This window comes from Agromyces sp. Root81, assembly GCF_001429165.1.
Classification (GTDB): Bacteria; Actinomycetota; Actinomycetes; order Actinomycetales; family Microbacteriaceae; genus Agromyces.
Genome location: NZ_LMIR01000001.1, coordinates 497,057 through 510,839, shown reverse-complemented (window position 1 = coordinate 510,839; position 13,783 = coordinate 497,057). Strand labels below are relative to the sequence as shown.

The 13,783-nt window shown below is 71.2% G+C and carries 12 protein-coding genes; 8 read left to right on the top strand and 4 right to left on the bottom strand.

The window, feature by feature from the left end; translation table 11 throughout:
* The first annotated feature begins 32 nt into the window (after nucleotides 1–32).
* Nucleotides 33–854, top strand: a complete 822-nt coding sequence (locus ASE14_RS02520; RefSeq protein ID WP_056650287.1) for an RNA methyltransferase — start codon at nucleotides 33–35, stop codon at nucleotides 852–854.
* Nucleotides 847–2,097 (top strand): D-alanyl-D-alanine carboxypeptidase family protein, encoded by a 1,251-nt coding sequence (locus ASE14_RS02515; RefSeq protein WP_056650285.1) that lies wholly within the window; start codon nucleotides 847–849, stop codon nucleotides 2,095–2,097. Before ASE14_RS02520 ends, ASE14_RS02515 begins: the two co-directional genes overlap by 8 nt.
* Before the next feature lie 39 nt (nucleotides 2,098–2,136).
* Here ASE14_RS02515 and ASE14_RS02510 read toward each other — a convergent pair whose 3' ends face one another.
* The gene (locus ASE14_RS02510) at nucleotides 2,137–2,922 is read right to left on the bottom strand and encodes an SGNH/GDSL hydrolase family protein (RefSeq protein WP_056650282.1); all 786 of its coding nucleotides are present in this window, start codon (nucleotides 2,920–2,922) and stop codon (nucleotides 2,137–2,139) included.
* 65 nt (nucleotides 2,923–2,987) lie between these two features.
* Between ASE14_RS02510 and ASE14_RS02505 the strand changes: the two genes are divergently transcribed.
* The 3 genes from ASE14_RS02505 to ASE14_RS02495 all read left to right on the top strand — a co-directional run bounded on the left by ASE14_RS02505 (nucleotide 2,988) and on the right by ASE14_RS02495 (nucleotide 7,541).
* Nucleotides 2,988–4,787, top strand: a complete 1,800-nt coding sequence (locus tag ASE14_RS02505; protein WP_056650279.1) for a DEAD/DEAH box helicase — start codon at nucleotides 2,988–2,990, stop codon at nucleotides 4,785–4,787.
* 123 nt (nucleotides 4,788–4,910) lie between these two features.
* Complete coding sequence (locus tag ASE14_RS02500; protein ID WP_056650275.1) at nucleotides 4,911–6,083, top strand: globin domain-containing protein; 1,173 nt, start codon at nucleotides 4,911–4,913, stop codon at nucleotides 6,081–6,083.
* A gap of 78 nt (nucleotides 6,084–6,161) precedes the next feature.
* Complete coding sequence (locus ASE14_RS02495; protein ID WP_235511058.1) at nucleotides 6,162–7,541, top strand: MFS transporter; 1,380 nt, start codon at nucleotides 6,162–6,164, stop codon at nucleotides 7,539–7,541.
* A 25-nt stretch (nucleotides 7,542–7,566) separates the two neighbouring features.
* Here ASE14_RS02495 and ASE14_RS02490 read toward each other — a convergent pair whose 3' ends face one another.
* Nucleotides 7,567–8,808, bottom strand: coding sequence for a PLP-dependent aspartate aminotransferase family protein (locus ASE14_RS02490; protein ID WP_056650271.1), 1,242 nt, complete (start codon nucleotides 8,806–8,808; stop codon nucleotides 7,567–7,569).
* A 110-nt stretch (nucleotides 8,809–8,918) separates the two neighbouring features.
* On the opposite strand from ASE14_RS02490, the gene ASE14_RS02485 reads away from it, so the two are divergent.
* The 3 genes from ASE14_RS02485 to ASE14_RS02475 all read left to right on the top strand — a co-directional run bounded on the left by ASE14_RS02485 (nucleotide 8,919) and on the right by ASE14_RS02475 (nucleotide 11,409).
* Entirely contained in the window at nucleotides 8,919–9,395 is a 477-nt protein-coding gene (locus ASE14_RS02485; protein ID WP_235511057.1) for an Lrp/AsnC family transcriptional regulator, read from the top strand.
* 159 nt (nucleotides 9,396–9,554) lie between these two features.
* Nucleotides 9,555–10,649, top strand: coding sequence for a VIT1/CCC1 transporter family protein (locus tag ASE14_RS02480; protein WP_056651660.1), 1,095 nt, complete (start codon nucleotides 9,555–9,557; stop codon nucleotides 10,647–10,649).
* Nucleotides 10,650–10,656: 7 nt separating this feature from the next.
* Nucleotides 10,657–11,409 (top strand): SDR family oxidoreductase, encoded by a 753-nt coding sequence (locus ASE14_RS02475; protein WP_056650264.1) that lies wholly within the window; start codon nucleotides 10,657–10,659, stop codon nucleotides 11,407–11,409.
* 34 nt (nucleotides 11,410–11,443) lie between these two features.
* Here ASE14_RS02475 and ASE14_RS02470 read toward each other — a convergent pair whose 3' ends face one another.
* Together ASE14_RS02470 and ASE14_RS02465 are read right to left on the bottom strand one after the other, a co-directional pair.
* Nucleotides 11,444–12,322, bottom strand: a complete 879-nt coding sequence (locus ASE14_RS02470) for a DUF3097 domain-containing protein (protein WP_056650261.1) — start codon at nucleotides 12,320–12,322, stop codon at nucleotides 11,444–11,446.
* Nucleotides 12,323–12,408: 86 nt separating this feature from the next.
* Nucleotides 12,409–13,599, bottom strand: a complete 1,191-nt coding sequence (locus tag ASE14_RS02465; protein ID WP_056650259.1) for an MFS transporter — start codon at nucleotides 13,597–13,599, stop codon at nucleotides 12,409–12,411.
* Nucleotides 13,600–13,783: the final 184 nt, after the last annotated feature.

The window sequence follows — 13,783 nt, the reverse complement described above, 5'->3', positions numbered from 1 at the left end:
CGGCACTGGCAGGCTGGAGGGTGAGGAGACGCATGCACATCGAACGAGTCCGCGACGCGGCATCCGATGCGGTGGCCGATTACGCACGGCTCACCGACGTCGCGCTGCGCAGCACCCACGAGCCCGAACAGGGCCTCTACATCGCCGAATCGGCGAAGGTCATCCGCCGGGCGATCGGCGCCGGCCACCGCCCGCGCTCGGTGCTCATGGAGGAGAAGTGGCTCGCGGGCCTCGAACCGGTGCTCGCGCCGTTCGACATCCCCGTGCACCTCGCCGACCCCGACCAGCTCGAGGCGATCACGGGGTACCGCGTGCACCGCGGTGCGCTGGCGGCGTTCGAGCGGCCGGTGCTCGCCGACCCGGCCGAGCTCCTCTCGGGCGCCCGGCGCGTCGTCGTGCTCGAGGACATCGTCGATCACACGAACGTCGGGGCCATCTTCCGGAGCGTGGCCGCCCTCGGCGCCGACGCTGTGCTCGTCAGCCCGCGCTGCGCCGATCCGCTCTACCGCCGGAGCGTGCGCGTGAGCATGGGCACGGTGTTCCAGGTGCCGTGGACGCGGTTGCCCGAATGGCCGGAGGCGGCCGAACTGCTGCACGCGCACGGCTTCACGATCGCGGCCCTCGCCCTCGCCGATGACGCGGTCTCACTGCCCGACCTCGCCGCAGATGCGCCCGAGCGCCTCGCGCTCGTCTTCGGTGCAGAGGGCGACGGTCTCAGCCGCACCGCCCTCGAATCGGCCGACCGGGTCGTGACGATCCCCATGCGCCACGGCGTCGACTCGCTGAACGTCGCGGCGGCCGCCGCGGTCGTGCTCTACGCGGTCGCCCTCGACGAGGAGGCCGCCGATGACTGACGCCGAGGCTCGGGAGACGAAGGCGAAGGTGTACCGACGCCGTCGCATCGTCGTGTTCAGCGCGCTCGCGCTCGTCATCGCGCTGTTCACGACCGGCGGCGTCTACACCGCCAACGCGCTCGGCGCCGCAGTGCCCGCCGCAGCGCCGCAGATCACCGACCCCGAGCCGGTCGCCGCGGCCCCGCAGCCGCTTTCACTGCCCGGGTTCGGGAGCTACGCCGTCGGCGCCGTCGGGTTCGACGGACTCCTGGCCGCCGGCAACGAGTCGACCCCCATGCCGATGGCGAGCATCACGAAGGTGATCACCGCGCTCACGGTGCTCGCCGAGCATCCGATCCCGGCCGGCGAGAGCGGCCCCGACATCGCCTACACCGACGCTGACGTCGACATCTACTGGGACATGGTCGCCCAGAACGGCTCGGTCGCCCCCGTCGAGGCCGGCGCGACGCTGAGCCTCAAGGAGAGCCTCGAGGCCCTCCTCATCCCGTCGGGCAACAACTACGGCATCTCCATCGCGAATTGGGCCTTCGGCTCCGAGGAGGCGCTCGTCGAGAAGGCCAACGCCTGGCTGGCCGCCAATGGGCTTGCGAACACCCACGTCGTCGACTCCAGCGGCATCTCCGACGACAACGTCGGCACCGCGGCCGACATGGTCGCACTCGGCGAGATCGCACTCCGCGACCCGACGGTCGCGGCCATCGTCGCGTCGAAGAGCGTCGAGATCCCCGAGATCGGCACCCTGGAGAACTCGAACAAGCTGCTCGGCACGCACGGCGTCGACGGCATGAAGACCGGCACGACGGATGACGCGGCGAACCTGCTGTTCACGGCCGACTACGCCGTGGGTGCGTCGAACGTGACCGTGGTCGGCGTGCTGCTCGGCGGCGAGAGCCACTCCGTGCTCGACGAGGCCATCGCGGCCCTGCTCGACTCTGTCGCCCCCGGGTTCCACGAGGTCGCGCCGCTCGAGGCGAACCAGGTGCTCGCCGAGTACTCGACACCGTGGGGCGAGACCGCTCGGGCGCGCACCGCCGACGGGGCCAGCCTCGTCGTGTGGAGCGACACGCCCGTCGACGTCGAGGTGCAGGCCGAGCCCGTCACGACCGCGGAACGCGGCACGCAGGTCGGCACGGCCGTCGTGCGCGCCGGCTCGCAGGAGATCAGCGTGCCGCTCGTGCTCGACGCCCAGCTCGCCGATCCCGGAACGTGGTGGCGCCTCTCGAATCCGGGCGCGCTCGGCTGAGTTCGGCGAACCGCGACTGCCCGGCGAGACGGCTCGGGCCTACTCGGGAGACGTGTACGGCGCGGCATCCGGTCGCTTGGCGCTGATGAGGTCGCCCGACGATTGGTGACGGATGCGCCGCACGACCCACGGCACGAGGTACTCGCGCGCCCATGAGATGTCGTCGACACGTGCCTGGCGCCACGTGCCCGACGGCAGGGGCTCGGGTCGCAGCGGCTCGAGGTCGTGCTCGACGTTCAGCGCGTCGATCACCATGCGCGCGACCGTGTGGTGGCCGAGCGAGTTCAGGTGCAGCCGGTCGGGCGCCCACATGCGCTGGTCCTGAATGGCGGTGAGCGCCCACTGGTCGGCCACGATGCAGTCGTACTTCGCGGCGATCGTGCGCAGGTTCTCGTTGTAGATCGCGACCTTGCCGCGGATGCCGCGGAACACGGGGGAGAAGCCCACGTCGACGCCCGTGAAGATGACGATCGTGGCGTGGTCGCGGGAGAGGCGCTCGATCGCGTACTCGAAGCGCGCCGCGATCTCGTCGGGGTCGGTGCGCGGCCGGATGACGTCGTTGCCGCCCGCGGAGATCGTGACGAGGTCGGGGCGCAGCGCGAGCGCGGGCTCGATCTGCTCGTCGATGATCTGCTGGATGAGCTTGCCGCGCACGGCGAGGTTCGCGTACGCGAAGTCCTCGGTGCCCTGCGCCAGTTCTTCGGCGACGCGGTCGGCCCAGCCGCGGTGTCCGCCGGGCGCGGTCGGCTCGGGGTCGCCGATGCCCTCCGTGAACGAGTCGCCGAGGGCGACGTAGCGGGACCAGGGATGCTGCTGCGTGACCATTCCTCCATTGTGCCAACTCGATGCCGGTTCGGGGATGTCAGGCGCCTCCGCTACGCTCGGATCCAGTGAGTACCGCGATCCCTTTCGGCCCCCAACCGGGCACGTCAGCCGCCGAGCACCTCTCACCCTCGTTCCCCGAACGCGCAGCGTGGGGCACCGCCTCGAAGCTCCGGGCCTGGCAGGCCGAAGCCCTCGAGCAGTACCTCGCCGAGCTGCCCCGCGACTTCCTCGCCGCCGCGACACCGGGCGCAGGCAAGACGACGTTCGCCCTGCGACTCGCGGCCGAGCTGCGTGCGCGGCGCATCATCGACCGCATCACCGTGGTGGCGCCGACCGACCATCTGAAACGCCAGTGGGCGGATGCCGCGGCGCGCGTCGGAATCCGGCTCGACCCGGATTTCCGCAACGCCCACGGGCGCAGCTCCCGCCACTATCACGGCGTCGCCGTGACGTACGCGCAGGTCGCGATGCGGCCGGGGCTGCACCGTGAGGTGACGCTCTCGGGCAAGACCCTCGTGATCCTCGATGAGGTGCACCACGGCGGTGACACGCTCTCGTGGGGCGACGCGATCCGCGAGGCGTTCGAGCGCGCCGAGAAGCGGCTCTCGCTGACCGGCACGCCGTTCCGCTCCGACACCGCGCCGATCCCGTTCGTGCAGTACGCGCCCGACGCGCAGGGTGTACGGCTCTCGAAGACCGACTACGACTACGGCTACGGCCGTGCCCTCGCCGACGGCGTCGTGCGTCCGGTCCTCTTCATGGTCTACGCGGGCCACATGCGCTGGCGCACGAAGGCCGGCGACGAGATGGAGGCGAAGCTCGGCGAGGACAACACCAAGGACATCACCTCCTCGGCCTGGCGCACGGCGCTCGAGCCGAGCGGCGAGTGGATCCCCGCGGTGCTGGCTGCGGCCGACCGGCGTCTCACCGAGGTGCGGCACGGCATCCCCGATGCCGGCGGCCTCGTCATCTCGACCGACCAGACCGTCGCTCGCGCCTACGCGCAGATCCTCGAGCAGATCTGCGGCGAGAAGGTGACGATCGTGCTCTCCGACGAGAAGGAGGCGAGCGCGCGCATCGAGGAGTTCTCGGCGAGCACGACTCGGTGGATGGTCGCCGTGCGCATGGTGTCCGAGGGCGTCGACGTGCCGCGACTCGCGGTGGGCGTCTACGCCACGAGCGCGTCGACGCCGCTCTTCTTCGCGCAGGCGATCGGCCGCTTCGTGCGGGCCCGTCGCCGCGGTGAGACGGCCTCGGTCTTCCTGCCCAACGTGCCCACCCTCATGAACCTCGCGTCGCAGATGGAGCTCGAACGCGACCACGCCCTCGATCGGCGCGGCGGCGATGCCGACGACGACGGGCTCGACGACAGCCTGCTCGAGTCGGCCAATCGCGAGGAGCGCGCCTCCGAGGAGCAGCTGGAGTTCGGCACCTGGGAGGCGATCGGGTCGGATGCCTCGTTCGACCGGGTGCTCTACGACGGCACCGAGTTCGGCACCCTCGCCGAGCCCGGCAGTGACGAGGAGTTCGACTTCATCGGCATCCCCGGCCTGCTCGAGCCCGAGCAGGTCTCCGAGCTGTTGCGGCACCGGCAGGCGCGGCAGGCACGACGTGCGGGGGAGCGGCGCAAGCACGTGGTCGCCGACGAGGACCCCGAACCGGTCGCGCTCTTCCGCACGCTGAAGGAGCAGCGGTCGCTGCTCAACAGCCTCGTGGGCCTCTGGGCGCGGCATACCGGCGAGGCGCACTCGCAGGTGCACGGCGAGCTGCGCCGCGTGTGCGGCGGCCCCGCGGTCGCGCAGGCCACGGTGACGCAGCTGCAGGCGCGCATCGAGTTCCTGCGCAAGCGGCTCGGCAGTCGCTGAGCCGACGACGCAGACCCGGGCCGATCCACCCGAGGGAGCGCGATTTGGACATGTTTTCTACAGCGTGTAGAAATAGAGCGGAATCGGCCATCAGGTCCCGGTTCGACGCTCGAAGGAGAAACGATGCTGTCTGAGAAGTCCCGCCCCGTCATCGAAGCCACACTGCCCGTCATCGCGGGACGCATCGACGAGATCACCCCGAAGTTCTACCGCCGCCTGTTCGCCGCGCATCCCGAGCTGATGGACGGCATGTTCAGCCGCGCCAACCAGCAGAACGGCACCCAGCAGCGGGCCCTCGCCGGCAGCATCGCCGCTTTCGCATCCCACCTGATGGCCCACCCGGGCACGCTTCCCGAGGCCGTGCTGTCGAGGATCGCGCACAAGCACACCTCGCTCGGCATCCCCGAGTCCGGCTACCCGATCGTCTACGAGCACCTCTTCGCCGCGATCGCCGACGACCTGGGCGAAGCCGTCACGCCCGAGGTCGCCGAAGCGTGGACCGAGGTCTACTGGCTCATGGCCGATGCGCTGATCAAGCTCGAGAAGGGCCTCTACGCCCAGCAGGCGAACGATGAGATGTGGACGTCGTGGCGCGTCACCGCGAAGGATGCCGCCGGTGCGGGATCCATCACCTTCCGCCTGACTCCCGCTGACAGCACGCCGGTCACCCGCGCCACCCCCGGCCAGTACGTCTCCGTGCGAGTGCGCCTCGCCGATGGCCTTCGCCAGGCACGCCAGTACTCGCTGTCGGACAGCGTGGACTCGCTCACCGAGCGGGTCTTCACGACCAAGCTCGACGAGGGCGGCGAGGTCTCGCCCCACCTGCACGGCTCGGTGAACGTCGGCGACGTCGTCGAGCTTTCGAACCCGTACGGCGACATCGAACTCGACGACTCGGATGCCCCGATCGTGCTCGCCACCGCGGGGATCGGCTGCACTCCGAGCGCGTCCATCCTGCAATCCCTCGCGCAGCGGGTCTCCGACCGCCGAGTCCTCGTGCTGCACGCCGAGCAGCGCGCCGGGAACTGGGCTCTCGAAGGCCAGATGCGCTCCGCGGTGGAGCAGTTGCCCAACGCCGAGCTGCAGCTCTGGCTGGAGGAGGCCGCGGCGGGTGTCGACGCCGAGTCCGGGTTCATGGACCTGAACGGCATCGACCTGCCGACCGGCGCCAAGCTGTACCTCTGCGGACCGCTGCCCTTCATGCGTTCCATCCGGTCGCAGGCCATCAGCGCAGGCATCCCGGCGACCGACATCCACTACGAGGTGTTCGGGCCCGACGTCTGGCTGGCCGCCTAGCGAGGCCCGCTCCGCGGAGGGCGGTGGTGGCCGGGTCCGGCCGCCACCGCCCTTTTGGCGCGGGCTAGCATGACGAGTATGGAACGCCGCTCCCGGGTGCTCGTCGTCGCGATCGTCGTCGCCTTCATCGCGTTCCTCGACGGTGCGGTCATCAATGTCGCGCTTCCCGCGATCGAGGCGGAGCTCGGTGGAGGGCTCGCCCTGCAGCAATGGGCGGTCGACGCCTACCTGCTGACGCTCGGCTCGCTCATCCTGCTCGCCGGGTCGCTGTCGGACTCCTACGGGCGGCTGCGGATCATCCGGATCGGGCTCTACGGCTTCGCCGCCACCTCGGTGCTGTGCGCCGTCGCGCCCGACGGGCTCGTCTTCGTCATCGGCAGAGGGCTGCAAGGGGCAGCCGGCGCGCTCCTCGTGCCGAGTTCGCTCGCCCTCATCATCGCGACGTTTCCGGCGGCGGAGCAGGGCAAGGCGATCGGGCGCTGGACGGCGTGGACCACCGTCGCGTTCCTCGTCGGACCGCTCCTCGGCGGTCTGCTCGTCGACCTCGTCTCGTGGCGACTCGTCTTCTGGATCAACCTGCTGCCGATCGCATTCGCGCTCGTGCTCATGCGCGTGCTCGGTCGCGACGCGGCCAATCCCGCCAAGGAGCGCATCGACTGGCTGGGCGCCGCCCTCGGCGTCGTCGGCCTCGGCGGCACGGTCTTCGCGCTCATCGAGCAGGGCCGGTTCGGCTGGTCGTCGCCGGTCGTCTACATCCCGCTCATCGTCGGTCTGGTCGCCCTGGTCGTCTTCGTCTGGTGGGAGCATCGGGCGCCGCAGCCGATGCTGCCGCTCAGCCTCTTCCGCGCACGCAACTTCGCTGCTGGCAACCTCGCGACGCTCTTCATCTACGCCGCGTTCTCGCTCGGACCGTTCGCGATCACGATCTTCCTGCAGGAGTACGCCGGATTCTCGGCGACGCTCGCCGGGCTCGCGACGCTGCCGCCGACGATCATGATCGTCTTCCTCGGCTCCTGGTTCGGCGGGTTGTCGACCCGCCTCGGGCCGCGCATCTTCATGACGCTCGGACCGATCACCGTCGCCATCGGGTACCTGCTCACCCTGACAGTCACGACCGAGGTGTCGTACTGGACCCAACTCCTGCCCGGCATCATCGTGATGGGGCTCGGCATGGCGATGACCGTGGCGCCGCTCACCGCGGCGATCCTCGGCGCGGTCGATCCGGCGCGCGCCGGCATCGGCTCCGCCGTCAACAACGCCGTCGCGCGCATCGCAGGACTCGTCGCGATCGCCTCGATCGGCGTCATCGTCGGCGCACAGCTCGACGTCATCGGGTTCCACCGGGCCGCGATCGCGACGGCCATGTTCCTCCTCGTCGGCGGCATCGTGTCGTGGATCGGGATCCGGAACCCCGTGCACACGACCACGATGCCGTCACCCGAACCGGCGCGCGACTGATCCCGAGCGCCGGTCGGGTGACACTTCAGCGGACTTCGACGCGCTCGCGGTCGGCGTCGTCGCTCGGTACGGCCTCGATCCCGCCGAGCTCGGCCGCACGGTCGAGCGCCGCCATGAGGTCGCTCGTGAGATCGTCGACGTGCTCGAGCCCGATCGCGAGGCGCACGATGCCCGCGCCGGGCTTCGCCTCGCCGGCGACCGGTCGATGGGTCAGCGATGCGGGGTGCTGCACGAGCGAGTCGACACCGCCGAGCGAGACGGCATGGGTGACGAGCTCGCAGGACTCCGTGAATCGTGCCGCCGCGTCGTAGCCGCCGACCAGGTCGAGGGCGATGATCGAACCCGGCCCCTCGAGCTGGCGGCCGAGCAGGCCGGCCGGGTCCTGGCCGGGCAGGCCGGGGTAGTGCACGCTCGCCACGGCCGGGTGGGCGAGCAGTCGCTCGGCGAGCACGGCGGCGGTCGCCTGCTGCGCGCGGACCCGCAACGGCAGGGTGCGGAGTCCGCGGTGCAGCAGGTACGCGGCCATCGGATGCAGCAGTCCGCCGGTCAGGGCACGCACCTGTCGCAGTCGCTCCACCCACGCCTGGTCGGCCGCCACGACGCCGCCCATCACGTCGCCGTGACCGCCGAGGTACTTCGTCGCGCTGTGCAGCACGAGCGTCGCGCCGTGCTCGACCGGGCGCTGCAGCACCGGCGTCGCGAACGTGTTGTCGACGAGCAGGGGCACGTCGCCCGCGGCATCCGCGACGGCCCTGATGTCGAGGAGTTCGAGCGTCGGGTTCGCGGGCGTCTCGATGACGACGAGCCCGGTGTCGGGCCGGATGGCACTCGCGATGCCCGCGGCATCCGTCCAGGTCACTTCGGTGCCGAGCAGGCCGCTCGCGAGCACGTGGTCGGTGCCGCCGTAGAGCGGGCGCACCGCGACGACGTGCGGCCGACCGGCAGAGGCCGTGGCGATGAGCGTCGCGGCGAGCGCGGCCATGCCGCTCGCGAAGGCGACGGCGCCCTCGGTGCCCTCGAGCCCTGCGAGCGATTCCTCGAAGCGGGCGACGCCCGGCTGCCAGAGCCGCTGGTACACCGCGGAGCGGCCCTCGCCGAGGTCGTGCCCGGTCGCGAGCTCCTCGTAGGAGGCACCGCCGGTCTCGACGTCGCCGAGCGGATTCGTGGTGGAGAAGTCGATGACGGGCACATGGGATCCGCTCTCTCGAACGCCCGCCATGCCGCCGTGGACGGCGCGGGTCTCGAGGTGCGACGACGATGTCTGCATGGCTTGAATCAAGCAGAATCTGTGACATTCAGCAAACCACGGTGAAGCTTCGATGGGATATGCTCGAAATCTCGAATGTTCTGCATTCCCGATCCCTCAGGAGACCACCAGTGGCGCAGAAACCAGAACTCGACCGCGTCGACCGTGCACTGCTCCAAGCGCTCTCGACCAACGCTCGCGCGTCGGGTGCCGCCCTCGCCGCCGAGGTCGGTGTCGCCGAGTCCACCGTATCGCTTCGTCTCCGCCGGCTGCAGTCCCTCGGCACCGTGCGCGGCTACCGGGTCGACGTGGACCTCGCCTCGCTCGGCGTCTCGCTGCAAGCGCTCATCGCGATCCGGCTCGTCAAGCACGACCGCAGCGAGATCGACGCGTTCCGCCAGGCCGTGCCGCACCTGCCCGGCGTCATCGGCGTCTTCCACATGGCCGGAGCCGAGGACTACCTGATCCACGTCGCGGCACGCGATGCCGAAGAACTGCGCGAGTTCGTGCTCAACTACCTCACGGGGCATCCTGCCGTTGCCCACACCGAGACGAATCTGATCTTCGAGCACGTCGACGGCGACGGCTGGAACAAGCTCGTCGGCTGAACCCGGTTCGGCGCTCCGAAAAGCTGCCAATCCGGGCGAGTCCGGCGCTCGCGACGCACACGCCCGATAGCGTGGCTGAGGCCGCGCGGGCGGCCGCATGCGATGGCGCGGGACGAGTTCAGCCGCGACAGCCGGGCGCCCGCGATGAACGGGAGCACCATGAACGACGTACAGCCGGCAGGCACCGCCGCCGACCGGGCGCGGTGGCGCCGCTACCTCGCCGACGAGCGTGCGGAGGCGGCCGTCTACCGCGAGCTCGCGGCACGGCGTGACGGTGAGGAGCGCGACATCCTCCTCGCCCTCGCCGCGGCGGAGGGTCGCCACGAAGCCCATTGGCTCGCCCTGCTCGGGGGCGACGACAGCGGCGTGCCCCGCGCCGACGTGCGCACGCGCCTGCTCGGAGCGCTCGCCCGCCGATTCGGCTCCATCTTCGTGCTCGCCCTCGCGCAGCGCGCCGAGGCCCGTTCCCCGTACGCCACCGACCCCGACGCGACCGCGGCCATGGCGGCCGACGAGCGCATCCACGGCGAGGTCGTGCGCGGGCTCGCGTCGCGTGGGCGTCGCCGCCTCGCCGGCACGTTCCGCGCCGCGGTCTTCGGCGCCAACGACGGACTCGTCTCGAACCTCGCGCTCGTGCTCGGCATCGGCGCCACCGGCGTGCCTGCGGCCGTCGTGCTGTTCACGGGCATCGCGGGCCTGCTCGCCGGCGCGCTGTCGATGGGTGCGGGGGAGTACGTCTCTGTGCGGTCGCAGCGCGAGCTGCTCGAGGCATCCGCCCCAGACCCCACTGCGCGCGAGGCGCTGCCCGACCTCGACATCGACGCCAACGAACTCGCGCTCGTCTACCGCGCGCGCGGCATGGACGAACAGGATGCCATCGAGCACGCCGCCTTCGTCGTCGCGCGGGTGCACGCCGCCGAACAGGTGCAGGCGCCGACCGACGCGCTCAGCATCGTCGAGCACGACGACGAAGCCGTCGGCACCGGCCTCTCGGCCGCGGTCTCGAGCTTCTGCTTCTTCGCGTCGGGCGCGCTGATCCCCGTGCTGCCGTACCTCTTCGGCATGACGGGCCTGCCGGCGATCCTGACGGCGACGGTGCTCGTCGGCATCGCACTCCTCGCCACCGGAGCGATCGTCGGACTCCTCTCGGGCGCATCACCGCTGAAGCGGGCACTCCGTCAGCTCGGCATCGGCCTCGGAGCTGCGGCGGTCACGTACCTCCTCGGCCTCGCCTTCGGCACCACCATCGTCTAGGAGTCCCATGTCACGACCAGTCGCACTGCTCACCGGCGCCGGCCGCAGCAACGGCATCGCCTGGGCGATCGCCGCCACCCTCGCCGCCGACGGCTGGGACGTCGCGTTCAGTCACCTCGGCGACTACGACCGGCGGATGTCGCTGGGCGGCGACCCCGACCGGGATCCGGCGGCGCTCGCGGCCGCACTCCGCGCACTCGGCGCCCGCACGATCGCCCTCGACACCGACCTCGCCGACCCGGAGGTCCCGGGCCGGCTCGTCGCCGAGGCATCCGCTGCTCTGGGGCCGATCAGTGCGCTCGTGCTCTCGCACGCCGAGGGCGTGGACTCGGGGATCCTCGACACCACGATCGAGAGCTTCGACCGGCACTTCGCGGTCAACACCCGTGCGTCGTGGCTGCTGCTGCAGTCCTTCGCCGCACAGGTGCCGAGCGGCGGCGGCCGTGTCGTCGCCCTCACGAGCGATCACGTCGTCGGCAACGTGCCCTACGGCGCGAGCAAGGGCGCGCTCGACCGCATCGTCATCGCCGCCGCCCGCGAGCTCGCGCCGCTCGGCATCACGGCGAACCTCGTGAACCCCGGGCCGGTCGACACCGGCTGGATGGACGACGAGACGCGCATGGCGCTCACCGCCGCCCAGCCGAGCGGCAGGCTCGGCACGCCCGACGATGCCGCACGCCTCGTGCGCTTCCTCGTCTCCGACGAGGGCCGCTGGGTGACGGGTCAGCTGATCATGAGCGACGGCGGCTTCTCGATCTGACTCGCCGCGACCCGCCGTTGCGACGGCTGCGTCGTCAGCCGGCGGGTGCGGTCACGAAGTCGATGAGCTCCTCGACACGGCCGAGCAGGGCCGGCTCGAGGTCGCCGTAGCCGCGCACCCGGCCGAGGATGTGCTGCCAGGCTCGCGCGATGTCGGCCTGCTCGGCGTGCGGCCAGCCGAACGCGTCGCAGACGCCGTGCTTCCACTCTGTGCCCCGGGGGATCACGGGCCAGGCCTCCTTGCCGAGGCGGGCCGGCTTCACGCCCTGCCAGATGTCGATGAACGGATGCCCCACCACGAGCACGTTCGCCCCGTGCGGGCCGCGCATGACGGCATCGGCGATGCGCTGCTCCTTCGAGCCGGGCACGAGGTGGTCGACGAGCACCCCGGCCTTGCGACCGGGGCCGGGGCGGAACTCCGCGAGCGCGTCGGCGAGCACGTCGACACCCTCGAGGTACTCGACGACGACGCCCTCGATGCGGAGGTCGGCGCCCCAGACCTTCTCGACGAGCTCGGCGTCGTGGCGCCCCTCGACGAAGATCCGGCTCGGCAGCGCGACTCGCGCCGGCGCGGACTCGACGGCGAACGAGCCGGATGCCGTGCGAAGTCGCCCGGCGGGCGCCTTCGGCCTCGGCGCGACGAGCTGCACAGCCTCGCCGTCGACGAGGAAGCCGTGGCCGAGCGGGAACATGCGCTTCGCGCCGAAGCGGTCTTCGAGCACCACGATGTTCTTCTCGATGCCGATCACGGCACCGCAGAACCCGCTCTCGGCGAGCTCGACGACGAGGTCGCGCTCGGCCTCGACCGTCGGGACCACCTTGCGCCCGCGCGCCTTCCAGTCGCCGGCGAGCACATCACCGCTGTACCGGTCGTGGGGGTCGCTGCGGAAGGAATCAGGGGGCGTCGCGGGCACCGATCGAGGCTAACGGATGTCGCGGGGTCGGCGGGGTCCGACACGGGGATGCGGTGAACCTCGCGTGCCGACCTCGCGAGCCCGCGTCAGGCGGGCAGGTTCGTCTGCGGGCGCCGGGCCGACGCACCGGCGCTGCGGAAGAGGAGGAGCGTCCAAACTGCCCCGATACCGGCGACGGCCGCTCCGATGCCGAAGGCCCACGGGAGCCCTGCGGCGTCGGCGACGATGCCGAGCACGATCGGTCCCAGTCCGAGCCCGAGGTCGATGGCGGCACTCGCGGTGCCGGATGCCACGCCGCGCTGCGACGGCGAAGCGGTCGCGAAGATCGCCCCGAAGAACGCGGGAGTGCTGAAGGCGACCCCGATCGCCGCGACGCCCGTGCCGAGCATGAGGCCGATCGGCGATGCCCACGACGCGATGATCACGAGGCCGACGCCGATCGTGAGGAGCGCTGCAGCGCCGAGGGCAAGCGGGGGCAGCCGGTCGGGGACGCGGGCGAAGGCGATGCGGCACACCACGACCACCCCGCCGTAGACGAACAGTGCCGTGCTCGCGTTCCCGGAGCCGACCGCTTCGCCCTGCAGTGCCGCGAAGGCGAGGAAGCCACCGATCGGCACGAGCGACGAGAGGAAGCCGAGCGAGATCGGCAGCGCGGGGCGGTGGATGATTCGTCGATCCGCCTTCGCGGGCGGCGGCCCCTCCCTCGTCTCGCCGATGAGGAGCGAGAGCCCGGCGGCGAGCACGGCGAGCACCGCCGCGCCGTTCCACGCGAGGGCGAACCCCGAGACGCCGACGAGCGCCTCGCCGAGCGGCGGACCGAGGGCGATGCCGAGGTAGAGCCCGAGCGAGTTGTACGACAGCGCCTCGCCCATGCGGTCGCGCGGCGCAAGGTCGGCGAGCGCCGCGAACCCGGCGACGAAGAACGCCGCCTCGGCGACGCCCGCGAGGAGGCGAAGCACGATGATCGTCACGATGTCGCCGGCGATCGCGAGCAGGGCCAGGCTCAGCGCGGCGATGAGCGCGCCCCCGAGGAGCAACGGCCGCCGGCCGAGGGTGTCCGCGAGGCGCCCGGCGACGGGACGCAGCACCAGGGCCGACAGGGCGAACGCTCCGAACGCGAGGCCGGCCATCGCCTCGTCGCCGCCGATCGGACCGGTGATGGTGAGCGGCAGCGCGTAGATCGACACCCCGACGGCCGTGAAGTAGCAGAGCTCCGCGACGCCCAGCGCGATGAAGGCGGGTGAGAACAGGCGCTGCGAGACGGCCCGGCGCGTCATCGCGGGGCGCCTCGGCTCGGCGGTCGTGGATCGCAGCAGTCCACGACCTCAGGCTATTCGCTGGGCCGCTCTTCGGCACGCGAGCGTTCTCGGATGCCGTGCACGATTCTGCGAGGACTAGCTAATCTGGCTATATCGATTTACCATCGACTGCAGTGGACAACTGCTCCGACTGGAATGAGGA

Excerpts from the sequence above, each read along its gene's own strand:
- ASE14_RS02520 (WP_056650287.1), top strand. The coding sequence starts at position 33 with ATGCACATCGAACGAGTCCGCGACGCGGCATCCGATGCGGTGGCCGAT.
- ASE14_RS02500 (WP_056650275.1), top strand. The coding sequence starts at position 4,911 with ATGCTGTCTGAGAAGTCCCGCCCCGTCATCGAAGCCACACTGCCCGTC.
- ASE14_RS02480 (WP_056651660.1), top strand. The coding sequence starts at position 9,555 with ATGAACGACGTACAGCCGGCAGGCACCGCCGCCGACCGGGCGCGGTGG.
- ASE14_RS02495 (WP_235511058.1), top strand. The coding sequence starts at position 6,162 with ATGGAACGCCGCTCCCGGGTGCTCGTCGTCGCGATCGTCGTCGCCTTC.
- ASE14_RS02475 (WP_056650264.1), top strand. The coding sequence starts at position 10,657 with ATGTCACGACCAGTCGCACTGCTCACCGGCGCCGGCCGCAGCAACGGC.
- ASE14_RS02490 (WP_056650271.1), bottom strand. The coding sequence starts at position 8,808 with ATGCAGACATCGTCGTCGCACCTCGAGACCCGCGCCGTCCACGGCGGC.
- ASE14_RS02510 (WP_056650282.1), bottom strand. The coding sequence starts at position 2,922 with ATGGTCACGCAGCAGCATCCCTGGTCCCGCTACGTCGCCCTCGGCGAC.
- ASE14_RS02465 (WP_056650259.1), bottom strand. The coding sequence starts at position 13,599 with ATGACGCGCCGGGCCGTCTCGCAGCGCCTGTTCTCACCCGCCTTCATC.
- ASE14_RS02515 (WP_056650285.1), top strand. The coding sequence starts at position 847 with ATGACTGACGCCGAGGCTCGGGAGACGAAGGCGAAGGTGTACCGACGC.